Origin of the sequence: Micromonospora mirobrigensis (genome assembly GCF_900091555.1) — a bacterium.
Classification (GTDB): domain Bacteria; phylum Actinomycetota; class Actinomycetes; order Mycobacteriales; family Micromonosporaceae; genus Micromonospora; species Micromonospora mirobrigensis.
This window is the reverse complement of the sequence record NZ_FMCX01000010.1, coordinates 100558-125198: the sequence shown is the minus strand read 5'-3', so window position 1 is coordinate 125198 and position 24641 is coordinate 100558. Positions and strand designations below refer to the sequence as shown.

The window sequence follows — 24641 nt, the reverse complement described above, 5'->3', positions numbered from 1 at the left end:
GGCGGGAAAGTGCCTTGATTGGAGTCTATTGATGCGGAAAGTGGCGACACAAGTGCGGAAAGTATTCAGCCTGGTGCGGCAGCAGTGGTGCTCCATTGCGCGGACGTCCGCCCGGTAGGGTGCGAAGGCTGAGGTCGGGACGGCGACGGCCGGGGTGAAGGGGGCGGCGCATGCGGGACGATTCCCCGCGCTGGGAGCAGATCAACGCGAGCTCCTACGCCTGGGAACAGGATGGCCTGCGTGAGCTGGCCAGTTACCTGCCGGATGCAGAGCCCTACCACGTCTGGGCCAACGTCGAGTTCGTCGGCGCCGACGGCTCGATCAACGAGGTCGACGCTCTGGTGCTCACCCCCAGTGGTCTCTACGTGCTCGAGTTGAAGCATTGGCAGGGCGAGATCCGGGGCGACGGGACGCAGTGGGTGCGCCGTGCACCCAACTCCCGCCTCATCCCGGAGGACAACCCGTACATCTTGGCCAACCGTAAGGCGAAGCGGCTGGCCAGCCTGATCCGCCACTACGCCAAGCAGCAGGGACGGCAGCACGACACGCCGTACATCGGGGCTGGGGTGTTCCTGCACGCCAGAGCGATGCGGGCGGACCTCGACGCGATCGGCAGCCAGCACGTCTATGGGTTGGACGGGCATCCCGAGGCCAACCTGGCGAGCCTGAAGACGTTCCTGCTGGCCCTGCCACGCAACCCGGGCCACCTTGTCGACGAGGCGAGGGCCCGGCAGATCGTCGAGCTGGTCCGCGGTGCCAAGATCCGGCCGTCGGTGGCGGACCGCAAGGTCGGCCAGCTGCTGCTGCACCCGAAGCCGTTCGCCGAGGGACTGGGCTGGCAGGACTTCTTGGCCGGGCACACGCTCGACACGTCGCTGGTGCGCCGGGTCCGGTTCTATCTGACCAGTCGGGCCGCCGAGCACGAGGTGCCGACGATCCGCAAGGCGGCGGAGCGGGAGTTCCGGCTCCTCCAGGGCATCCACCACCCGGGCGTGGCGCGAGCGCACGACCTGGTCGAGCACGCGTGGGGCCCCGCGGTCGTCTTCGACCACCAGCAGGACTGGGTACGCCTCGACCAGTGGCTGCTGCGCCGGGGAGACGCCCTCACCCTCGCCCAGCGCTTGCAGCTGGTGCAGGATCTCGCCGAGATCATTGACTACGCCCACTCCCGACGGCTGGCCCACCGGGCGCTCTCGCCCCGCGCGGTCTACGTCGGTGACGCCGACGGCCCACGCCCGACGCTGGTGGTGACCGACTGGCAGACCGGTGGCCGGCTCGCGGGCACGACGCAACTCACCCGGCTCGGGCCGTCGAGCGATCCGGCCAGCCTGGAGTTGTTCTTCGACGACGAGGTCCGCCGTTATCAAGCGCCGGAGGCGGACCGGGCGGCCGGGATGCCGGGCCATCGGCTCGATGTGTTCTCGCTCGGTGCGCTGGCCTACCGGATCTTCGCGGGGGCCGCGCCCGCCGCCACCGCCGAGGACCTGGCCAGCGCGGTGCGCGACGGCGGGCTGCACCTGGACGCCGTGGTCGACGGGATGCCGTCCGAGCTGGTCCAGCTGGTCTACGACGCGACTCGCGGCGACCCGGGGCAGCGGCTGCCCAGCGTGTCGCGGTTCCGCAGCGACCTGGAGAAGGTCTGGGACGAGCTGACCGCGCCGGAGCCCGAGCCGGTGACCGACCCGCTCTCCGCCCACCGGGGAGACCTCCTCGACGGCGGGTTGGAGGTGAAGGACCGGCTCGGTTCGGGAGCCACCGCCGTAGCGCTGCTGGTCAGGCGGGCGGGGGAGTCCCGTGACCTGGTCCTGAAGGTGGCCCGCGACGAGCAGCACGAGGAACGGCTGACCGCGGAGGCGCAGACCCTCGGGAAGCTGAACCACCATCAGGTCGCCGCGCTGGTCGAGGGCCCGGTACGGGTCGGCGGCCGGACCGCCCTGCTGATGGAGAGTGCCGGGCAGCAGACCCTCGCCGAGGAGCTGCGCGGTGGCCGGCTCGCCCTGGACCTGCTGGAGCGGTACGGGCGGGACCTGCTGGACATCGTCAACTACCTCGACGGGCAGGCCGTCTGGCACCGCGACCTGAAGCCGGCGAACCTGGCCGCCCGCCCGCGGCCCAAGGACAAGCAGCCACACCTGTGCGTCTTCGACTTCTCGCTGTCGTCGACGCCCGCCGGCCAGCTGGGCGCGGGCACCGTCGGCTACCTCGACCCGTTCCTCGGTCCGCCACGCCGGCTGCGGTACGACGCGGCGGCCGAGCGCTTTGCGGCGGCCGTGGTGCTCTACGAGATGGCCACCGGCACGCTGCCCCGGTGGGGCGACAACGCGAACCCGGCCGTGGTGAGCGACGAGGTGACCCTGGACCCGGCCGCGTTCGACCCGGCGGTCGCCGACCGGCTGGTGGAGTTCTTCCGCCGGGCACTGGCCCGCGAGGCGGCGGCCCGCTTCGACACGGTCGACGAGATGACCGACGCCTGGCGGGCCATCTTCCAGCAGGTCCCGCAGCCGGCGGTGACGCCGGTCGGCCCGCTGCCGGCGGTGGTCGGGCTGACCCGCGAGTCCCCGTTGGCGGCCACGGAACTGACCGCCCGGGCCCGCTCGGCGCTGGAGCGGCTCGGCATGCACACCGTCGGTGAGCTGCTCGACGCCGAGCCGTCGGCGCTGACCCGCGCGAAGGGCGTGCCGGACGCCACGCGTAAGGAGATCCTGGCCCAGGGGCGGGCGCTGCGGGCGGTGCTGCCCGGCGGCGACGAACCGGCCGTGGCCGACGACCGGCCGGTCGCGCAGGGCGTGGAGGCGCTCTGCGTGAGCCTGCTGCCGGCGAAGTCGTCCCGCAACCACCGGGTGCTGGCGGTGCTGCTCGGGCAGGCGCCCACCGACGGCGGCGTCTTCCTGCGTTGGCCGGCGCAGAGCGAGGCGGCCCGGGTCACCGAGCGCAGCCAGCCGCAGATCTCCAAGCTGCTCGCCGGCCAGGCCAAGGTGTGGCTGGCCGATCCGGCGCTGGAGGCGGTGCGCAACGAGATCGTGGCGCTGCTCGACGCCCGTGGCGCGGTGATGTCCGCCGAGGAGTTGGCGCAGGCGCTGATCGCCGCCCGTGGCTCCTACACGTCGGAGCCGAAGCGGCTGCCGCAGGCGATGGGCCTGGTCCGCGCCGCCGTCGAGGCCGAGCTGAGCACCGGCGGCGACGCCCGGGTCGACACGTACCGCTTCCGCAGCTCCGGCGTCGTCCTGGTCGGCCGGGAGCCGGACGACCCCGCGTCCGACGTCACGGCCGCCGACTTCCTCGCGTACGTGGTGGAGCTGGGCGGCCGGGCGGCCGAGCTGGCGGACGCGGACCCGCTGCCGACTCGGCAACGGGCGGTGGACGAGCTGCGCCGAGTGGCGGTGCCGGCCGGGCTGCCGGCCGTGGCCGACCTGCGCCTGTTGCAGCTCGCCGCAATCGGCAGCAACGACCGGGTCGACGTCAACGCCCAGGGCCAGCTCTATCCGGTGGGCATGCCGGCGGAGCGTGCGCTGCGACTGTCGGTGGGCACCCTGATCGGTCAGCGGCTCGGCCCCCGGCAGATCCGCGACCGGGTGCACAGCCGCTTCCCCCGGGCGGAGCGGGTGCCGGACCGGCCGGCGCTGACCGACCTGCTGGCCGCGGCGGAGGTGCCGCTGACCTGGCACTCCCACGAGCAGGTGTACGCGCCTCCGACGATCAACACGGCGGTGACCGGCACCCGGATGGCCACCACCCACACGCCGCTGCTGGGGCTCACCGCCGCCGACGAGGTGGGCGACCGGCTCGCCGCGGCGATCGAGCGGCGGGCCTTCCTCGCGGTGCTGGCGCCGTGGCGCCGGGTCGGCCCGGCCCGGCGGGCGCTGCTGGCCCGGCTGCCGCTGACCGAGGTGGACGTCACGGCGATCCTGCTCGACCGGCTGCGCGCGCTCGGCTTCCCGTGGGAGGCGATCGTCGCCGCCGACAACGGCAACCCGCAGGACGCCGACTTCCGCAGCCTGGTGGACCTGGTCCGGCACCAGGTGGTGCCGGCGGTCGGCGAAGCCGTCGCCGCCGTCGACGGGCCGGTGCTGCTCACCGAGGCGGCGCCGCTGGCTCGGTACGGGCAGCTCGGGTTGCTCCAGGAGCTGGCCGACCCGACCCGGCCCCGGCCGGCGGCGCGGCTGCTGCTGGTGCCGGCGCGCCGGCCGGACCCGGCGGTGCTGGACGGAGTTCAATTGCCGCTCACCTCGCCGGCGAGTCAGTCGTTGTGGCTCGCCGGTGACTGGATCACCGGCGACCTCAGTGGAGCGACCACGCGCTGACTGTCGTTTTGCGGACACCTCCGGGGGTGATTCCTGCCCGGGTGTCCTGGTAGAAACGTGTGAATGCCCCTGCGCAAGATCGTGCTTGAGAACTACCGCTGCTTCCGGGACCGCCAAGAGATTGAGCTGGCGCCGGTGACGGTAGTGCTCGGCAAGAACAACTCCGGCAAGAGCGTGCTCACCCGCGCCCCGCTGGTCATCGCGACCGGCTTCGGCACCAGCAGCACCGCACCGCTCGAACTGGACCGGTTGCATCCGCTGCCGGTGGACGGCTTTCCAGACCTGATCTTCGAGCAGAGCACTCACGGTCGCTTCACGCTGGGAGTCGAGGTCGATGGTCGAGACGCCTTCGCTATGGAGGCGGGCATCCGATACGTCGACGAGGACCGGGCCGCCTACGTCTCCCACCTTCGCCTCGCCTCGGAGGGGGAGTCCGTCGAGTACCGGTTGCAGCCGACCATCGAGGTCACCGAGGCGGGACCGATCTACGACATTCGCCGGGGGGCGGAACAGAGCACCGAGCCGGTCGTCTTCCGGGGCCTGCTGCCCGCTTTCTTCGATGCTCGGCGCGCCACGCCTGGCAGATACCTCTGGCGACCGTCGCTGGGGCCGATCCGCTTCCTCAGCGCGTACCGCGATCGTCCCGAGCGGCAGCACCGCCTGCCGTTCGGCACCCCGCGCGAGGTAGGAGAGCAGGGCCAGGGGGTGTACGGCATCCTCGCCGACGACGAGGCCCGACGGAGCGGTGAGCTGATCCAGCGGGTCAACGAGCTGCTCAGCGGCATCGTGCCCGACTGGCGGATCGAGGAGATCCAGGCCGGTCCCTTGTGGTCGACGGTGCTCACCCGTCGAGGCAGCTCGGTCCGGGTCAACCTGGCCGACGCCGGCACGGGGCTGGCGCAGGTGCTGCCGATTCTGGTGCAGTGCGTCCTCGACGAGCTACGTGGGGACGACCTCAAGCCATTGCAGATCATCGAGGAGCCGGAGATGCATCTGCATCCCGCCGCCCACGCCGCGCTGGCGGACCTCTACCTGGACACCGTCCGCGCGACCGGCACCCACTTCCTCATCGAGAGTCACAGCGAGACGCTGTTGCTGCGGTTGCGACGCCGCATCGCCGAGGGGACCTGCGAGCCCGGCGCCGTGGCGGTGTACGTGGTGGACCAGCAGGACGGGGTATCGACCGCGCAGCGGGTGGCGATCGACGAGCTGGGCAACCTCGGCGCCGGCTGGCCGGACGGCTACTTCTCGCAGGACTACCAGGAGGCCCGGGCGCTGGCCACCGCGCAGTTGAGCCGGAGTGGTTATGCATCTTGACATCAGGCCCGAGGTGTTCGTCCAGGGCGACAAGATGGCGGTGGTCAACCTCCTCGCGTTGCTAATGCAGGAGCGGCACGAGTGGCGACCGGACAGCCAGACAGCGGCGAGTGCGGCTCGCTTCGCCGACACCCTTCCGATCGACGGGGTGAAGGTGTTCGTCGAGGCGGCCTTCACCGAGGCCGCGAACACCGTTGCCGCACCGTCCGGGCGGCGTGCCCGGATCACCGCCGCTGAGCTGAAGGACCTGGTGGCGGACCTGAGCCGGCCGGCCGTGCTGGTCGTCGAAGACGAGATCTCCGAAGAGTGCTTCCTGCTCGCGCTCGCCGAGGCGTTCGGCGAGCAGCGCATCGTGGACGCCGTCCGGGCCGGCTGGCTGACCATCGGGCATGCTGGCGGCAAGGACCGCATGCAGCAGTTCGTCGAGCGCCGTCGGCGTTCGTTCGTCGTTCTGGTCCGCCTGGCGGCGTTGATGGACAGCGACCGCAAGTACGCCGGGCAACGGACCCGCAACGACACGTACGCCGAGAAGATCCGCGCGATCGACGGGGTCGAGCTGCACCTGTGGAAGTGCCGGGAGATGGAGAACTACATCCCCTGCCGGGCCTGGGAGGAGAGCCTGCCGACGCGGATGCCGAAGGTGGACGGCCTGCGGAGCAAGAGCATCGAAGAGCGGCGCTACCTCGACGTCAAGAGGCACTTCGGCGACATGCCGAAGCCGCTGATCGCGGAGCACACCTGCCTGACCGAGAAGGATTTCGCCGAGTTGGGGCCGGAGGCCGTCGCGGAGCTGCGGGAGTTGCTCGCGATGATCCACCGGATCCTGTAGGAGACTGGCGTCATGCGCAGCGACGAGGCCGAGATCCGCCCCGACCCGACCATCGCGCTGGTCGACGATCTCCTGGTCGATATCGCGCGGGGCGAGATCAGGGTGCCGGCATTCCAGCGTCCGTTCGTCTGGCGACCCAACCAGATGCTGGAGCTGTTCGACAGCATCGAGCGCGGCTACCCGATCGGCAGCCTGTTGCTCTGGCCGACGGACGAACGCGTGCCCTCACTGGATCGCATCGGTGGCCTGCCGGTTCCGCCACCGCCCGAACATCGCCAGGCTTCCTACCTGCTCGATGGGCACCAGCGGGTCTCGACGCTGTTCGGTGTGCTCAACCATTCGCTGCGCCAGGGACCGCCCGAGGAGAGCGAGTGGATCTGGCAGATCTATCGGGACCTGCGCCCCGATCCCCTCGGCTCGGACCGCTACCGCCACCAGCGGTCGGGCAAGTTCACGCCGCACCTGCTGCCGCTGGCCGCGGTGATGCGGACCCGGGACTTTCTCCGGCACTTCCAACGGGTGGAGGTGGAGGTCAAGGACACTCGTCAGGTGGATTCGCTGATCCGGGAGGCTGAGGCGGTCACCCAGCGGATCAAGGGATACAAGCTGACAATGGTCCGCCTTCAGGGGGCCAGTCTCAGTCAGGCGGTCAACGTCTATGCCCGACTGAACCGGACGGGTACCCGCATGGACCCGGATCAGATGGTTTCCGCGTTGACCTACCGGCGTGAGCGAGCGTCAGTGGCCGAGCGTATCGACGAGATCGTCACGTCGATTGCCGAGACCGGCTTCGGGGAGCTTCCTCGGCTGGCGGTCTTCCGGACGATGCTGGCGATGGCTGGTGAGACGGACATCCTGTCGCCCCGCTGGGAGGTAGTGGCGCGCGACGTGCAGAACAAACTGCACAACGCCCTTCCGGACACCGCACGCGCGGTGAAGCTCTCAGTACGGTTCCTTCAAGAGCAGGTCGGCGTGCCGCTGGCCAGGCTGCTGCCCTACTCGCATCAACTCGTACTGTTGGCGATGTTCTTCCACCATCGGCCAGAACCCACTGCGGCGCAGGTCGACACGCTGCGTACCTGGTTCTGGGTGACATCCTGGACCAGTGCGTTCGGAGGGGCCACCTCCACCCAGTTGAGGCGGGTCCTGCAGGACATGCGGGCCTATGCCCTGGGGGCCGGGGTGCTGCCGATCGGCCCCGGCCTGGTGCAGCCGATGCCGGATGACTTCAATCTGAACAGCGCCAGGACCAGGGCGTACGTGATCTGGGAGTTGTTGACCTTTCCCCGCCGGCTCGATGTCATGGGTCAGCCGTTCGACGTGGTCAAGGTGCTGGCCTCTGGGGAGGCGCAGAGCTACCGCCGAGTGGTACTGGGCGACAAGCGCCCCGCCAACCGGCTCGTGATGCCGACCCGGCCCGATGTTCGCCTCCTCGACGCCTTGAAAAATCTGGATCTGTCAGTGGGACGAATCCAGTTCAACGAGTCTGAGCCGGACCCTTGGGGGCCAGTGCTAGAAGAGCTGGGGATCCTGACCGAAGCCCCCCCATCGCCCACTGAGCAAGTGCTGCGTAGTCACGGCATCCCCACAAAGGCGTGGCGTCGGCTCTGCGACGGCAACAAGGAACTCTTCGTTGCTGACCGACACGACTACCTGACGGAGCGGCTGCGAACGTTCGCGGAGGGCATCGGAGTGTCGCTGGGCGACAACCTTGAAGGCTTGACTGACGACGACGCGGAGTAGCAGTGACCGAAGCACTTAGCCGTAGAATCTGGCGGTGATCGAGCTGAAGGCGCTTCAGGCGCAGGTCAAGACGCTGGTGGAAGATCTGCGCGGCCAGGTCGCGGAGGCGCCGGGCCTGCGTGCCGAGCTGCGCCAGGAGCACGCCCAGGCGAAGGCAGCCGAGCGGGTCGGGGCGAGCTTCGAGACGTGGCTGGAGGACGTGCTCGACCAGGCGGCGGTGGCCTGGTTGCTGGGCTGCGTGTTCGTCCGGTTCTGCGAGGACAACGAGCTGGTCGACAAGCTGTGGATCGGCGGCGCCGACCCGGCCGCGCCGGCCGAGCGGGCGGTGCAGCACCGGCAGGCGTACCTGATCGCCCACCCCCGGCACAACGACCGGCACTGGCTGCGGGAGGCGTTCGGCTACCTGGCCGAGCTGAAGGCCACCGGCAAGATCTTCGACCGGCACAACCCGGTCTGGCGGTTCGACATCTCCGGCCCGGCCGCCGAGGAGCTGAGCGACTTCTTCCGCCGGGGCGCCGGCAAGGAGTCGCTGCGCCGCGACGACCTGAACACCCGCTTCCTGGGCGACCTCTACCAGGACCTGTCAACGCACGCGAAGAGGACGTACGCGCTGTTGCAGACGCCGGAGTTCGTGGAAGAGTTCATCCTCGACCGGACCTTCGAGCCTGCGGTCAAGGAGTTCGGCCTGGCGGCGACCAGCGTCATCGACCCGACCTGCGGCTCCGGTCACTTCCTGCTCGGCGCGTTCCACCGGCTGGTCCGCAAGTGGCAGGACCGGGAGCCGGGGACCGACGTGCGGGTCCTGGCGGAGCGGGCGCTCGGCCAGGTGACCGGCGTCGACATCAACCCGTTCGCGGTGGCGATCGCCCGCTTCCGGCTGCTGATCGCCGCCATGAAGGTGTGCGGACTGTCCAAGCTGGAACGCACGCCGGAGTGGCCGATCCGGGTGGCAACCGGCGACTCGCTGCTGCCGTGGGACCGGTTCCGCTCGCGCGCCCAAGGCGACCTGCTCGCCGCCATTGAGGGCAAGGAAGTCTTCGCGTACGAGAGCGAAGACGCCGACCTGCTCAAGGACTACCTGGCCGAGAATCAGTACACGGTGGTGGTCGGCAACCCGCCCTACATCACCGTGTCAGACCCTGCTCGTAGTCGGCTCTACCGCAGCATTTATCCGACCGTGTGTCACCGGCAGTATCAGTTGACGGTGCCTTTCGCCAAGCGCTTTTTTGACCTCGCCAAATGGTCTGACGAGTACGGCGAGGCCGCTGGTCACGTCGGCCAGATTACCGGCAATGCCTTTATGAAGCGAGAGTTCGGCAAACATCTAATCGAGAGGTATTTTAGTCACGAGGTCGAGTTGACTGAAGTGATCGATACCTCAGGCGCATACATACCCGGACATGGCACGCCTACAGTAATCTTGGTCGGTCGCGCCAATAAGCGCCGACGATCGCACAAGCTGCGTGCGGTCCTCGGTATTAGAGGGGAAGCGTCTGTTCCGCGCAGTCCTGCTCGTGGATCGGTATGGCAGGCAATCATTAAGCAGATCCAGTATCCAGGTTCGGAGTCGGACTGGGTTAGCGTTACCGATCTTCCGCGCGTTCAGTTCACCGCCCACCCGTGGAGCTTGAGCGGCGGCGGCGCTGCGGATCTTTTGGAGCAAATTGCACGCGATGCCCACGCAATGGTTGATGACGTTGTCACGGTGATTGGGCGAGTAACGCATACCGGCATGGATGATAGTTACTTCGCGCCGATTGGGACTTGGAAGCGTTTCGGCGTTGATCATTCGTCGACGGTTTCCCTCGTCGCAGGTGAGACCGTTCGGGATTGGCTCATCGTGCCTGAAACGGAAGCCTTGTTTCCTTACGATGCTGAACTTCGCGCGTCGTTGCGCAGTGAGCCAGTTCGGCGGATTCTCTGGCTCACTGCTGCTCTGCTTGCACAGCGGCGCGAGCCCGGAGGAACGCATGAAGAGATAGGTCTTACCTGGTTCGAGTGGAGCCGCTGGCACCCCGAACGTTTTCGCGTTTCCCTCGGAATTGGTATGGGCGAGGTGGCGACACATAACCATTTCGTGCTGGACCATGGAGGGAGGGTTTTCAACCGTACCGCGCCTGTCATGAAACTGCCGGCGGGTGCATCCGTAGATGACCACCTAAAGTTGCTTGGCGTCTTGAACAGCTCAACCGTATGCTTTTGGCTGAAGCAGACGTGTTATCCAAAAGGTGGGGATCCGATTGGTAAAGAGGGAGCGCGGGTCAGTGCTGAACGGTGGCATGATCGGTTCGCCTTCAATGCATCAAACGTCCAACGGGTTCCGCTGCCGCAGACGTACCCGTTGGAGAGGGCGCGGGAGTTGGATGGGCTGGCGCAGCGGCTGGCGAGCTTGACCCCGGCGGCGGTTGCCGCCTCGGGGGTGCCGACCCGGCAGCGGCTCGCGGAGGCCGAGGCGGAGTACCACTCGGTGCGGGCGCGGATGATCGCGCTTCAGGAGGAGTTGGACTGGGAGGTCTACCGGCTCTACGGGCTGATCGACGAGGACTTGACCTGCGCCAACCCACCGGAGCTGGCGTTGGGGGAGCGGGCCTTCGAGATCGTGCTGCACACCAGTGGGGCGCAAACCGAGTGGTTCAACCGGCACGGCTCGAAGCCGATCGACCGGCCGCAGCCGCACTGGCCGGCGGAGTACCGGTCGCTGGTGGAGCGGCGTATCGCCACCATTGCCGAGAATCGGCACATCGGGTTGATCGAGCGGCCGGAGTGCAAGCGGCGCTGGTCCACGGGCGGGTGGGAGAAGATGCAGTCGGTCGCGTTGCGGGCCTGGCTGCTCGACCGGTTGGAGGCGCCGGAGCTGTGGGGCGGGCAGCCGATGCCGTTGTCGGTGGCGCAGCTCGCCGACCGGGTCGGTGGTGACCACGACTTCCGGGCGGTGCTGGACCTGTGGGTCGGGCACGACAACTACAACCTGACGAAAACGCTCGGCCTGCTCATCGCCGACGAGCATGTGCCGTATCTGCCGGCGCAGCGGTACAAGCCGGCCGGGTTGCGTAAGCGGGCGCAGTGGGAGCGGACGTGGGCGCTGCAGCGCCGGGAGGACGCGGGGGAGAAGGTCGAGATTCCGGTGCCGCCGAAGTACACCTCGGCGGACTTCACGCGGCCGTCGTACTGGCGGGCGCGCGGGAAGCTGGACGTGCCCAAGGAGCGATTCATCTCGTACCCGCAAGCGGGGCGGGACAGCGACGGGAGCGAACTGCTCGGCTGGGCCGGGTGGGACCATCTCGCCCAGGCGCAGGCGCTCGCCAGCGTGTACCTCGACCGCAAGACGCAGGAGGCGTGGCCGGCGGAGCAACTGCTGCCGCTGCTCGCGGGCCTGGTGGAGATCGAGCCGTGGGTGCACCAGTGGCACAGCGACGAGCAGGCGGCCTACATGGGTTCACCCGCCGCCTTCTTCACCACCTTCATCGACGGCGAGTTGGCGCAGCTCAGCTCCGACCGCTCGGCCCTGGCACTGCTGCGAGGTGTGCCGGAGCTCCCGTAGCCGAATTCGTCGTCACGGAATCGCTGTTAGCCTTCGCCGCCGTATACAGCGCGTATACGATGGCGGGGTGGGTTACGAGTGGCTAGCAGCGGCGCTGGCTGCCCTTAAGGGCATCGAGCCGCACGAGGTCATGCAGATCCTCAACGGTGGGGTCCGGTGGCCGCGTCCGGCGAGGGGTCCGGGAGGCATTGACGTGCTCACCGTGTGGGGTCGAACAGGCGCAGGCCGTCGCTTGATCGTTGTGATCCGGCACGTACAAGACCTTGACTGGTGGATCGTCGGGGCGCGCGAGATGAGCCAGGGCGAGGCGCAGGGGTACGACCGATGGGAGGCAGGGCGATGAGCCGAGAAGACCGTCTGCCGTCAGCGGACGACTACGTCGAGGACGTCGGTAGGTGGCTGGAGTCGACCGACCTCGCAGGCTTGCCGGAGCCGGTCGAGGCGCCTCCCCTGCCGCCGGCCGACGCGCCTGTCTCCGTCGTGAGACCGGTACGGCTGCCCTACGAACTTGATGCGATGGTCAAGGCGCTGGCGGAAGCCCGAGGTGTACCCATGTCGGCCTTGATCAGGGAGTGGGTTGCCGCGGCTGTCTCGGCAGCGGGTCAAGCTCCCGACCCGGTGACTGAGCTGAGGCGTGGGCTCGACACGGCCCAGCAAGCATTGGACAGGTTGACGCGGGTCAGTCATCGCGACGCCGCGTAATCGCCGTAGGGGCAACTCCTGCCTATTCGAGCAGGGAGAGCGACAGCATGCACCCGTCCGCCGACGTCACTACGGTCAGATCTTCCTGGGGGCGGCTCCAGGACCGGCCGGTCCTGAACGCGTAGGAATTCCTGCCCGGCCGGCGCTCCGCATAACGAGCGCGGCGTTGCTCAAGATCGGCCTCGGTGTCACCGGGCGCGGAGAGCACGTCTTCGGCCACACCTGTCCGCACGCTCAGGTAACGACCACCGAGGTTGATCAAAGAAGTTTCACACCGGAATGAGGTGTCGTCGACGTCGACGACATCCAACGAGCCAGCAGCCTGACGGTCTGCGTGTAGCAGCGGCCCTACTGGCTCTGAGGTCAACCCAGCGAATGCGAAGAGACGCGCTTGATCAAGATCTTCTGCTTCACGTACGACCTCATCTCGGTCGACGGGGGCTGCGACCGAGTCGGCCGAGATCCAGCCTGAACGCTCGTGATCCCGGGAGCGGGGCCTGACCCCCGCCTCCTCCATCGCGAGCGCTATCGCAATGTCTTCGCGGGTTTCGTCGTCAGGCTCGCCGACCTCTAGGGCAAAGCCTTTGATCCGTTTGCCTGCCAGGCAGGCACCGATCACGATCCGCCGCATGCGAGCGCCCGGGACGGCCTTCGGTACGAGTACCTGTTCAACGCCACGGGCCATTTGCAGGATGCTCAGCCGTCGCCCTGAACTGTTGCCCTTGGCTTCCAGCACCACAACGTCGGTCAAGTCCCTGCCGCGCATGTTGTACCAGAAGTAGTCCGGCTTGTGAGATCCCAGGCCACCCATCGCCGGCCCGAGGATCGCGTCGTAGCTCACGGCGTCCGCGTCGACCACATGGGCGGGCTCGGTGAGGATCAACTGCTCCACCAGGTCGGTGGCGACGGCGATCCCGAAATGCTCGGAGAAGAGCGAGCGCTGGTGGCTACGGACCTGACTTGTCAGTGCCGAAAGCCGAAGAGCAGGGCGAGCCTCCGCGAAGGCCCACAGGTATCGGATGATGGCCCATCGACTGGCGGTGCGGAGCGCGGCGAGCCCAGGCACACCGGCTGCACCTGCCACATGCAGGCCCGGTAGAGCGCTCGTCGTCTTACCCAGGCCGAGCAGTAGCTCCATGGGGCTGACGGAGCGCTGTGTCACACCCGCCTCCAGCTCCGGCACTGGATGGATGTCGACCACGCGCTGCGTCTTGTGGAAAAACTCCTCGCCCACCAGGTCGGCCAGCTTCCAACTCGACTCGATCTCGTACGTCCCGGCTGTGGAGAGCGCTGGCGGCTGACCGGCCACAAAGGATGAGAAGGCCATCCGCGAATGCTGTCACCCGAGCACGTCAGCAGGCTGGCTAAGTCAGCAATGCGTCAGACATGATGGTCGAGCGTCCCCTACTTGACGCTCCCGACGAAGAGCGACCACGGCTTCGGCGGAAGGGGAGGACGGGACCGCCTGTTGGCCGAACCGGTTCAAAAAGGTGAGCAGTTCGCGGAGTTTCGGACCGTCGGACGGCGGAGGTCGAGAACTAGCAGATCCATCGGAGGCCCCCAGGGGAGAGTAGAACGCGCTACCTGTCGCCATCCGTTGCGGGCGTAGATTGCGCGGGCCCGGGACCGCGGGTCGGACGCGAGGGTGGCGTATGGCTCGGATCGTTCTCGCAGGAGCCTGCTCATCAGCGCGGCACCGATTCCCTGACCGCGGCGCTGTGGGTGGACGATCCACTCCAGGACGGCGATCTTGTCGGCGTCGTGTACCTCGGCTGGCGGGTCAGTGTCGGCGCGGGACCACCAGGTGCCGGCTGGCATGGTCCACCCGTACGTCGCCCCGACCAGGTCTCCGTCGTCCTCGGCTGTGATGAGGGTGAAGCCGGGCCGGGCGGCCTGGTCCGGCAGGCATGTGCGGAAACGGTTGATCTCCTCGGCCCCTTCCCTGTACGGCGGTTCGGCGTAGACGACCGCGTACAGGTCGCCGAGGGCTGCGAAGATGCGCGTCGCCGAGTCAGGACGGTGGGTGGTGTAGGCGAGCATATTCCGGATGCTACGCAGCTAATGCCCAACGGATGTTTACGTCGCGGCGCACACCTTCAACAGGGTGGACCGGTGGAGCTACGTCCGCACCCGTTCCACGAGCTCCCCATACACCGGCCGCCGCCGCTCGCCCTCGGGCACGGCGGCAACCACCTGACGGGCCACTGCCCGCACGAGTTCGTTCTGCTGCTCGCGGGGAAGCTGGTCGAGCAAGTCGGCAGCCATGCGTAGCCCGTCAGGGATGTGCCCGTCCCGGATCAGTGCCGCCGCCTGGTGTAGCTGTACCTGGGTGCGCAGCCGCGCCTGCGACGCCGGGTACAGCTTCAGCGCCCGTTCCTGCGCCGCTATGGCTGCCCGCTGGTCACCGGCGTGGGTGTACACCCAGGACTCCGTGTGCCGCAGTCGATGCTCGGGCCACCCCCACAGCGACTCCACCTCGGCGGTTACTGCGGCGGGTAGTGCGTCCACATGCTCGGCCAGGCGTCGCACGGCGACAACCGCATCGTCGTGTCGACCAGCGAGAGACAGCGCCTGGGCGTGCCCGGCAAGTAGCCCACAAGTAGCCGCTGACGGGGTCGCGTCCACGAGCGGCAGCACCTCTTCGGACAGCGCTACGACGGCGGTCGGTGAGCGTCCGTCGTAGCAGCCGTTGACGACGTTCCAGGCGCGGGTGAGCACCCGCGTCTCCGCGTCACCGGACTCGTCTGCGGCCCGCTGCGCGCTGGTCCACCACCGTTTCGCCAGCATTGCGTGTCCCTGTGCGACCAGGCTGAGCGCGACGATCACCGAAAGGTGACCGGCTGCTCGCAGTAGCATCGGTCGACGCTGCCCGTTGTCGGCGGCGAGCTGATGCTGCAACACGATCAGATCCCGACCGAGCTGGGCCATCAACTGGTCGTGCGGCTGGAGATAGTAGCCGCGCCCGTAGCTGGCGACGATATCCATCCACTCGTCGAAGTCGACGTCGACAGCGGCGCTGAGCCCTTGCCGCAGAGCTTCCCAGCCGACCAATCGATCCACGGCGGGTACTGCGGCGAGCGCACCCATCGCCTGAAGTACTGACCGTCTCCGCATGTCCTTATCGCCTGCCTGCCTGCTCGCGTACGCGGTCTCAAGTGCGCCATGAGCGCCCAAAACCCGGTCGTAGGCGGCGACTACCTCGGAACTGGCGGGGCGGATGCCCCGCTCGATCTGCCCCAGGTAGCCGAAGTCGTATCTCGTCAGCTCGGCGAACTTCCGCAGCGACCAGCCGGCTGTTGTGCGGTGCTGCCTGAGTATGTCTCCGAAATCGTTCATCTCGCCCTCTCAGCGTGGGCTGTGATGTGGGCCCACAGCTCACGGGTGCCCGGAGCACAACGTAGCGAGCATGCTACCCAAGTCGGTCGATGTCCATGGCTTATACCAGAAGGTGCGAGTGCCCATCGCCGGAGGGACGGGGGCATTCGGTGCGAGCCCGTTCACTCCGCAGAGCCGGCCGACGGAGCTGCCCTGCTGTCGTACTGCTGATCGAAGGCTGCGGTGGCAGGTGCCGGGGTGGGTCCGTCGGTGCGGGGCGGGCCGGGGGGCCCGCCCCTTCCACGGTTCGATCTCGACGGTGAGAGGCAGGTCCTGTCATGCGCGTCTTCCTCCGGCGTATCCGGCGTCGCCAGCGGTCGGTCCTCGGATCGGCCTGCTACCGCTCGGCCGCCTACCATCCGCTGCGCCCCTGGCAGGTGCTTGACCGGCAGATCCTGTCGACCCGGCTCGGCCGGCGCGGGCTCGACCCGCGGGAGGTGAGGGAGTTCCTCGACCGGGTCGCCGGCGACCTGGCCGCCGTCTACGACGCGCTGGCGCAGAGCCGCGGGGAGACCGACCGGATCAAGAACGCGCTGCGCCGCTGGCAGTCGGAGCAGGCCCGGGAGCGCAACGAGCGGGGGTACGACCGGTGACCGAGCGCTGGATGATCCACCTGCCGGTGGTCACCAACGATCTGCTCTCCGCGCAGCGGCTGGCCCGGGTGGTGGCGCACTGGACGCAGATCCTGCCGCAGGTCGACCCCGGCGGCACCACCGTCTCGGCGGAGGACGACCAGAACTCCCGTCACTGGGTCTTCTGTGACCGGAACATGCCGGATGGCCGGCGGTGTCGGCTCTGGCCCGACCACGACGGCGCGTGCTCCCGGCGGCCGAGGCGGCGCTGAGCGGGGACGACGCACCACCCGGCAACGGGGTGGACTAGGACCTGAACCTTACAAACCTTACGATCGGCGGGTCGCCGGTGACGCCGGTGTCACGGGGAGCGGTGGCGTGAGGAGCGAGATGACCCTGCTGCGGGACGTGATCGAGATCCCGACGTCGGTCGGCGACGGGGACTTCGTGGTCCGCGCCGCCGAGGGCGCCGATCTGCGCCGGTACGTCGTCACCGACCAGCTCCGGGAGAACTTCGCCGACGCGCTGCGCCGGATCGGGCACGCCGTCACCACCAGCCGGTCGCAGGCGGTCTTCCTGCACGGCTCGTTCGGCTCCGGCAAGTCGCACTTCATGGCGGTGCTGCGGGAGATCCTCCAGCACAACCCGGAGGCGCGGGAGGTGCGCGGCCTGGCCGAGCCGGTCCTCGCCGCCGACCCCTGGCTGCGGGGCCGCAAGCTGCTCACCCTCACCTTCCACATGCTCGACGCGCGCTCCGTCGAGCAGGCGATCCTGGAGGGCTACCTCAACCAGATCACCCGGCTGCACCCGGAGGCGCCCGTCCCCGCCGTACACCGGTCGGACGCGCTGCTCGACGACGCCGCGCGGCTGCGCGAGCGGATGGGTGACGACGCCTTCTTCGCCGCGCTGCGCGATGGCGGCGGCACGCCCGCGGCTGGCGGGGGTCTCTCCCTCGCCGCGCTGCGTGCCCAGGCCGCCGGCTGGACCCCCGAGATGTACGCCGCCGCCGCCGCCGCGCCGCCCGGCACCGAGCAGCGGGACCGCCTGGTCAGCGCGCTGACCAGCACGTTCTACACCGGCGCGGTCCGCAGCGGGGAATACCTCGACCTGGACGCCGGTCTCGCCGTGATCACCCGGCACGCCAAATCGCTCGGGTACGACGGGCTGGTGCTCTTCCTCGACGAGCTGATCCTCTGGCTCTCCACGAAGATCAGCGACCACGTCTTCGTCAACACCGAGGGCGCCAAGCTCAACAAGCTCGTCGAGTCGGCCGACGCCAGCCGGCCGCTGCCGCTGATCTCGTTCGTCGCCCGGCAGCGCAACCTGGAGGACTTCCTCGGCCCCCAGGTCGGCGGCACCGAGCGGGAGGCGCTCGCGCACGTCATGCGCAGCGTCCAGGGCCGGTTCGGCGAGATCGTCCTCGAGGACACCAACCTGCCCGAGATCACCGAGCGGCGGCTCCTCAAGACCGACGAAGCCGGCCGGACGATCATCGACAACGCCTTCAACGCGGTCAAGGGCAACCGGGAGGTGTGGGACGCGCTGCTGCTCGGCGCGCAGTACGGCGACGCCGGCATCGGCTCCGACGCCGCCGCCTTCCGCAAGCTCTACCCGTTCTCCCCGGCCCTGGTCGCCACCCTTGTCGCGCTGTCGCAGGCGTTGCAGCGGGAACGCACCGCGCTGAAGGTGATGACCGAGCTGCTGGTCGCCCGCCGGGACACGCTGCGAGTCAACGACCTGATCGGGGTGGCCGCGCTTTTCGACCCCCTCGTCCTGCACGGCGAACTGCCCGACCGGCCCAAGCTCAAGCAGCTCTTCCAGTCCGCTCGCACCCTCTACACGCAGAAGCTGCGGCCGATCCTGCTCAACCTCAACGGCATCGGCGAGGACCAGGCCGCCGGGCACCAGCAGTTCCAGCTCGACGACAAGCTGATCAAGACGGTGCTGCTCGGCGCGCTGGTGCCCGACGTGCCAGCCCTGCACAACCTCACCGCCGGCAAGCTGCACGCGCTGAACTTCGGCTCGATCACCTCGCCGATCCCCGGCTACGAGCGCACCATCGTGCTCAACCGGCTCAACCGGGTCGCCGACGCCGCCGGCGAGCTGCACCTCACCAAGACCCCCGACCCGGTGGTCAGCCTCAAGCTGCACACCGTCGACTTCGACAAGCTGCTCGACCTGGTCCCCGAGGACGAGGCCACCACCACCGGCGTCCGGCAGCAGCTCATCCGGGAACTCGTCACCGCGGAACTGAATATCACCGGGGCGGAGGGCCAGCTCGGCGAGCTGCTCTACTCCCGCCCCTGGCGCGGTCGCGCGCACACCGTCCAGGTGAAGTTCGGCAACGTCCGCGACCCCGACACCATGCCGGTCTCGGCCCTCATCGCCACCGGCGAGGCGTGGCGGGTGGTGATCGACTATCCGTTCGACCCCCAGGGCTACGAGCGCAGCGCCGACCGGGCTCGGATCGAACGGCTGGAACGCGGCTCCCGGACCGTCTTCTGGCTGCCCTTCTATCTGACCGATGACGTGATGGGCAAGGTCGGCCAGCTCGCGAAGATCAACTATCTGCTCGGCAACGGCGCCGGGGACCGGCTCAACTCCCTCGCCGCGGACTGGTCGATCGCCGACCGGCAGCAGGGCCGGGTCTACCTCCAGCAGCGGCAGTCGCAGCTGCGCAGCACCCTGCTCAGCGCGCTCATGCAGGCGTACGGGTCGGCCACCTCCAAGGGCTCCGACGTCCAGGACGACAGCATCGGCGTGTTCCACACCCTCGCCGAAGGCCTGCACGTCGGTGATCCGCGCGGCGGCACCCTCGCCGACGCCTTCACCAACCTCACCGGCGAACTCCTCGCCTGGTCCTACCCCGGCCGCCCCGCCATGCCGGACGACGAGAAGCCCGTCACCCGCGGCGAGCTGAACAAGATTCTGGAGTACGCCAAGCAGGCCGCCGCCGACCCGGCGCGGGGCGTCAGCGTGCCGAACCCGACCGACCAGCGCACCCTCCGCCGCGTCTGCAACAACCTGCGCCTCGGTGAGCTGATCGACGGCCGGTACGTGCTCACCACCTCCACCTGCCGGTGGAGTCAGCACCTGCTCCAGGCCGCCGCCAACGAGAACTACACCGAGCACTTCCCGGTGCACGTGCTGCGCCGGCTCATCGACGAGCCCGCCGCCTTCGGCTTCGACCGCGACCTGCAGAACCTGATCATCATGGTCTTCGCGCTGGACCAGCAGCTCGCCTGGTATCAGCATGGCGTCAAGATCGATGTGTCCCATCTCGCCGGGGTACGGGACGACTTGGAGCTGCGGCACCCGCCGATGCCCGACGAGAAGGCGTGGACGGACGCGGTGAGCCGCGGGGCGGCCATCTTCGGCGGGGTGCTGCCCGTCTGGCGTACGCCGGCCAACCTCGGCGTGCTGGCGAAGGCCCTACGCGAGGCAGCCGACGCGCGGAAGACGCCGGCCACCGCGCTCGTGGAGGCGTTGACCGCCCACGCCACGGTGCTCGGCTTGGACGTCGACGCGCCGACAGGGCGGCTCGCCACCGCGCGGCGGGGCGCCCGGTTCGTGACCGACGTGGCCAGCGAACGCGACGACGTCGTGTTGGTCGAGACCGTGGCGCGCGCCGACCTCGGCGACGTCGACGACCAGGCCGTCGGCGAGGTGCTAACCCAGGCCGGTGCGATCGCTCGGGCGCTGGCGCAGGCCCATCAGTGGCCGCTGTTGCAGGCCATCTCCTCCCGGGCGGCGCAGGACGACCAGGCACGGGGCATCATCGAGCGGCTTCGCGAGGTCGCCCGGCGCGAGCAGCACGGGCAGGACCTGATCACCGCCCTCGGTACGGCCGTCGACGCGTCGGCGGCACTGCTCGCCGCCGAACAGCCGAAGCCGAAGCCGCCCGTCGTCACGCCGCCCGGCGATCAGCCTCCCGGGCCGGGCCCCTCGGTCGTGCCCCCGGTCAGGCGGCCGGGCGACGAGCGTCCCGCCGACAACCCGACCGACACTGGCGACACCCGGCCGGTGGGCGGAACGGCCATCGTGCCGGTGGACGGGGATACCCTCGTCGCCCGTCGCTACGAGGTCGTCGACGCCGAGACATGGCAGAAGGTCTCCGCGGAGATCGCGGCCGAGGTGGCCGCCGGCCGACGGGTGATCGTGACCTGGGAGGTCCGGTGAGCTGCTCCGCCCGCACCCGTCCGGACGCCGTGGCCGGCGAGGTGGGCCGGTGAGCACGCCGGTCGGCGCCACCCAGCCGGACGCGGTCCGCCGCAAGGTCGAGGCGTGGCTGGCGGAGGCGGACCAGGCTGACGCCATCGCGCTGACGGCCCGCCCCGAGCCGTTGCCCGACCCGGTGCTCACCGTCGGCGGTACGCGGGTCCGGGTGGTGCCCTGCCCGACGCCGCTGGCCGCCCGTGCCGCACTGCACGACCGCGCCGACGGAGAACGGCTTGTGCTACTGACCGAGCTGACCGACAGCGAGCTGGGTGACGGCGTCCTCGCGCACCTCAGCAAGCAGACCGTCCGCAAGATCGATCCGTGGGACGTGGTCCGGCAGATCTTCGGCGGCGTCCGGCACCTCGATCCCACCCTGGTACGGGTCGGCCGATGGGTCGCCGACGCGCTCACCGACCACGCCCCGCCGGACGGCTGGCCCGCCCCGCCCGGCGCGTTCCTCACCCGCGACCACGCGCTGCGCAGCCTCGCCTCGGAACTGCTCGACCTGCCTCCCACCGAGCTCGACGACAGCGGCCTGGTGCAGTGGAGCACCGACGCCCGCCGGCAACTGCGGTTCACCACCCTGCCCGACACCGTCGCCGACGGGGTCACCACGTATCTGACCGGCACCGCCGGTCGGCTCGCCGGGCCCGTCATGGCCGCCGTGCGAGCCGGGCACGGGGTGGACGTCATCCCACTCGGCCTGCTGGCCGGGCTGCTCTGGCCCGCCGAGAGGGCCGGAACCAGTGAGGTGGAGGCGGCGGTCGGCCGGACCCGGCTGGAGCCCTGGTTCGGCGGCCTGCGGCTCAGCCCGCAGCAGGCGGACGCGCTACACCGGGCCGCCGAGGCGTGGATCTACCGGACGTTCGACTCCGGGGACGACGGCCGGGACGAGGCGGTACGGCTGCTGCGACGGGCCGAGGCCATCGCCCGTGAGATCGGCGTCACCGGGCTGCTCGGCGCCTCCACGGTGCTGCCCAGCGGATTCACCCAGCGGCTGCGCGCCTTCGCCGACGCCGTACGACTCGCCGTCCCCGCCGGTGGATCACCCGTCCCGGGCATGGTTGCCCGGGCGCAGACGGCCCTCGCCGCCGTGGAGGCGCACCGGGCCGCCGAGTACCGCCGGCTGGAGACCGCCCGGATGGCCGTACGGCTGCTGCGCTGGCTGCACACCGCCGATGCACCGGCACCGGCCACCCTGCTCGACGCGCTGCACCGGCAGGTCCGGCAGGACGGATGGGTGGACCGGGCCCGACTGGACGTCTTCGCCGGCGACCCCGATCCGCAGGTCGCCGAGGCGTACCGACTGCTTCACCAGGCCGTGGACGCCCGGCGTGCTCGGCACGACCAGCAGTTCGCCGTCCTGCTCGCCGCCGCCACCAAGGCCGAGGCCGAGCCGGGGGCTCTGCTGCGGGTGGAGGACGTGCTCGATCGGGTGGTGCAGCCCATCATCGACGAGGGCCGCCGGGTCTTGCTGCTCGTGCTGGACGGCATGGGGGTCGCCGCGGCCACCGAACTGGCCGAGTCGATCACTCGCAGCGGCACCTGGGTGGAACTCACCCCCGCCGGTGGCCCCCGCACCGGGGTGCTGGCGGCGCTTCCCACCCTCACCGAGGCCAGCCGGTGCAGCCTGTTCAGTGGCCGGCTCGCGGTTGGCGGCCAGCAGGCCGAGCAGAAGGCGTTCAAGGAGCGGTTCCCCACCGGGCGACTGCTGCACAAGAAGGCGCTGCGCGCCGGAGCCGGCGCCGCCCTCGACCCGGAGGTTCTGACCGCGCTCGGCGACCCGGCGACCCCGGTGGTCGCGGCGGTGATCAACGCCATCGATGACGCCTTGGATCGCAGCGACCCGGGCACCGCCGTCTGGGGGCAGGACACCATCACCGCCGTGGACGATCTGCTCGCCTCCGCCGCCGACCGGATCGTCGTCATCGTCTCCGACCATGGCCACGTCGTCGACCGGGGGCCGGAGTCGGTCGTCCTGCCCAGCGCCGGCAACGAGAACCGGTGGCGTCCGGCAAGCAGCCCCGCCGGTGACGCCGAGGTCGCGGTAACCGGCAGCCGGGTGCTGCTGGGTGGCGGCAGCGTCGTCCTGCCGTGGCGTGAGGAGGTGCGCTACGGCCCGCGCAAGGCCGGCTACCACGGTGGCGCCGCACCGGCGGAGGCCGTGATCCCGCTGCTCGTGCTGACCGCCGGTGACGACCTCGCCGTGCCCGGTTGGGCCGGCGCTCCGGTGGCCAGCCCGGACTGGTGGCGGGAACCGGTGACCGAAACCGCGCAGCCGTCGTCGGGCAGCGCGACGGCCGGCCGCCGTCGTGCCAGGCGTCCCGCCGAGCCGCAGCCCGAGGGCCTCTTCGACCTCGTACCGGTCACCGCCGCGCCGGTGGTCGCCTCGGCGCCGCCGCCCGAACAAGCAGTGCCGGAGCTGGTGACGGCCCTGCTCTCCAGCGAACGGTACGCCCAGCGACGCGACCCCCGGACGCCACTGGCCGACGAGCGGGTCGCCGCCCTGCTGGGCACCCTGATTGACGGCGGCGGCCGGGCCACGGTCGACACCCTGGCCGCCCGAGCCGGGGTGCCGGCCCACCGCATCAACGGCACCGTCACGGCGCTGCGCCGGCTGCTACAGGTCGAGGGCTACCCCGTGATCACTCTCGACCCGGACGGTCGTACGGTGCACCTCAATCGGGATCTGCTGGTCGAGCAGTTCGAGCTGGAGTCGCGGTGACGGTCGAGATCTCCGCCCGCCGTCGACGAGACATCGTCGATGCGCTGCGGCGCGGCGTCGTCCCGAGCAACGGGCTCGACGCCCTCGCAGTCGGCCTGGACCGCTTCATCGCCGCGCTGGACGACGACCTCGACCGGGTCGTCGGCGGCGGCAGTGTCTTCAAGGCGGTTCGCGGCGAGTATGGCGCGGGGAAGACGTTCTTCACCCGTTGGTTGGCGGAGCGCGCCAAGCGGCGCGGCTTGGCCGCTGCCGAGGTGCAGATCTCCGAACTGGAGACGCCCCTGCACCGGATGGAGACCGTCTACCGCCGGTTGGTCGAGCACCTGAGCACCGAGCAGTTCACGCCGAGCGCCTTCCGGCCCGTGCTCGATGGTTGGATCTATGCGCTCGAAGAGGATGCGCTCGCCGACGGTGCGATCGCCGAGGACGACGCGGAGGCCCTCGACCGGGCGGTAGCTGAGCTGCTGGAACGTCGGCTCGGGGACATCTCGCGCAGCACTCCGGGCTTCGCAGCCGCCCTGCGCGGGTACCGGAGCGCGATCGCCGCCGGCGACCACGGCACGGCGGATGGCCTCGCCGCCTGGCTTGGTGGTCAGCCGCACGTCGCCGCGTCGGCCCGTCGGGCCGCCGGCGTGAAGGGAGACCTCGACCACTTCGCGGCGCTGAGCTTCGTGCGGGGCCTGCTCACCGTTCTGCGCGACAGCGGGCATCCGGGTCTGTTGCTGGTGCTCGACGAGGTGGAAACCCTGCAGCGGGTGCGCTCCGACGCCCGTGACAAGGCGCTCAACTCGCTTCGGCAGCTCATCGACGAGGTGCACGCGGACCGGTTTCCGGGGCTCATGCTGGTGATCACCGGAACGCCGGCCTTCTTCGACGGCCCGCAGGGGGTCCAGCGCCTAGCGCCGCTCGCCCAGCGGCTCGCCACCCACTTCGGCCCGGAAGCTCGCTGGGACAATCCTCGGGCCGCCCAGTTGCGCCTGCCCGGCTTCACCGTCGATGCTCTCGTGGAACTTGGTGGCAGAGTCCGGGACATCTACGGCAGCGCCCAGGTCGGGGCCCGGGTGGACGACGACTACCTGCGGCTGCTGGCGAGGGCCGTCACCGGGGCGCTCGCCGGGCAGGTCGGCGTGGCACCCCGCATCTACCTCAAGAAACTCGTAGCCGACGTGTTCGACCGGGTCGACCAGTTCGCGGACTGGGACCCCCGGCAGCACTACGAGCTGACCCTGCGGGCCGACGAGCTGACGGCGGTTGAACGCAACGCCGCTTCCGCCGACGACATCGAATTGCCGATCTGACATGCCGCCGGACCTTCACC

The 24641-nt window shown here is 69.7% G+C and carries 13 protein-coding genes; 10 read left to right on the top strand and 3 right to left on the bottom strand.

The genetic code is table 11. The features are described from left to right. Positions 1-170: 170 nt before the first annotated feature. The 5 genes from pglW to pglX all read left to right on the top strand — a co-directional run bounded on the left by pglW (position 171) and on the right by pglX (position 11731). On the top strand, positions 171-4301 hold the full coding sequence (pglW, locus tag GA0070564_RS25965; RefSeq protein WP_091614584.1) for a BREX system serine/threonine kinase PglW: 4131 nt from the start codon (positions 171-173) through the stop codon (positions 4299-4301). Between the two features lie 63 nt (positions 4302-4364). Further along, a complete protein-coding gene (locus GA0070564_RS25960; protein WP_091614579.1) occupies positions 4365-5618 on the top strand; it encodes an AAA family ATPase in 1254 nt (417 codons plus the stop codon). Next, positions 5608-6447 carry a hypothetical protein gene (locus GA0070564_RS25955; RefSeq protein WP_141714870.1) on the top strand — a complete coding sequence of 280 codons (840 nt, stop codon included), beginning with the start codon at positions 5608-5610 and terminating at the stop codon, positions 6445-6447. Before GA0070564_RS25960 ends, GA0070564_RS25955 begins: the two co-directional genes overlap by 11 nt. A gap of 12 nt (positions 6448-6459) precedes the next feature. Then, complete coding sequence (locus GA0070564_RS25950; protein WP_091614573.1) at positions 6460-8190, top strand: DUF262 domain-containing protein; 1731 nt, start codon at positions 6460-6462, stop codon at positions 8188-8190. Positions 8191-8224: 34 nt separating this feature from the next. Continuing rightward, on the top strand, positions 8225-11731 hold the full coding sequence (gene pglX, locus GA0070564_RS25945; protein ID WP_091614570.1) for a BREX-2 system adenine-specific DNA-methyltransferase PglX: 3507 nt from the start codon (positions 8225-8227) through the stop codon (positions 11729-11731). 724 nt (positions 11732-12455) lie between these two features. Here pglX and GA0070564_RS25930 read toward each other — a convergent pair. The 3 genes from GA0070564_RS25930 to GA0070564_RS25920 form a co-directional block, all read right to left on the bottom strand. Further along, positions 12456-13760 carry a hypothetical protein gene (locus GA0070564_RS25930; RefSeq protein WP_091614557.1) on the bottom strand — a complete coding sequence of 435 codons (1305 nt, stop codon included), beginning with the start codon at positions 13758-13760 and terminating at the stop codon, positions 12456-12458. Positions 13761-13915: 155 nt separating this feature from the next. Continuing rightward, positions 13916-14473: a GNAT family N-acetyltransferase gene (locus GA0070564_RS25925; protein WP_091614554.1), complete on the bottom strand. Its 558-nt coding sequence runs from the start codon at positions 14471-14473 to the stop codon at positions 13916-13918. Between the two features lie 78 nt (positions 14474-14551). Next, positions 14552-15769 carry a helix-turn-helix domain-containing protein gene (locus GA0070564_RS25920; RefSeq protein WP_091614551.1) on the bottom strand — a complete coding sequence of 406 codons (1218 nt, stop codon included), beginning with the start codon at positions 15767-15769 and terminating at the stop codon, positions 14552-14554. Between the two features lie 317 nt (positions 15770-16086). On the opposite strand from GA0070564_RS25920, the gene GA0070564_RS25915 reads away from it, so the two are divergent. The 5 genes from GA0070564_RS25915 (at position 16087) to brxD (ending at position 24621) form a co-directional block, all read left to right on the top strand. Next, positions 16087-16401, top strand: coding sequence for a DivIVA domain-containing protein (locus tag GA0070564_RS25915; RefSeq protein WP_091614547.1), 315 nt, complete (start codon positions 16087-16089; stop codon positions 16399-16401). After that, entirely contained in the window at positions 16398-16652 is a 255-nt protein-coding gene (locus GA0070564_RS25910; protein ID WP_091614543.1) for a hypothetical protein, read from the top strand. The genes GA0070564_RS25915 and GA0070564_RS25910 overlap by 4 nt, the downstream gene beginning before the upstream one ends. A 106-nt stretch (positions 16653-16758) precedes the next feature. Next, positions 16759-20559, top strand: a complete 3801-nt coding sequence (locus tag GA0070564_RS25905; protein ID WP_245670258.1) for a BREX-2 system ATPase PglY family protein — start codon at positions 16759-16761, stop codon at positions 20557-20559. 49 nt (positions 20560-20608) lie between these two features. Then, on the top strand, positions 20609-23323 hold the full coding sequence (pglZ, locus tag GA0070564_RS25900) for a BREX-2 system phosphatase PglZ (RefSeq protein WP_091614536.1): 2715 nt from the start codon (positions 20609-20611) through the stop codon (positions 23321-23323). Beyond that, positions 23320-24621: a BREX system ATP-binding protein BrxD gene (brxD, locus tag GA0070564_RS25895; protein WP_091614533.1), complete on the top strand. Its 1302-nt coding sequence runs from the start codon at positions 23320-23322 to the stop codon at positions 24619-24621. The genes pglZ and brxD overlap by 4 nt, the downstream gene beginning before the upstream one ends. Positions 24622-24641 lie beyond the last annotated feature (20 nt).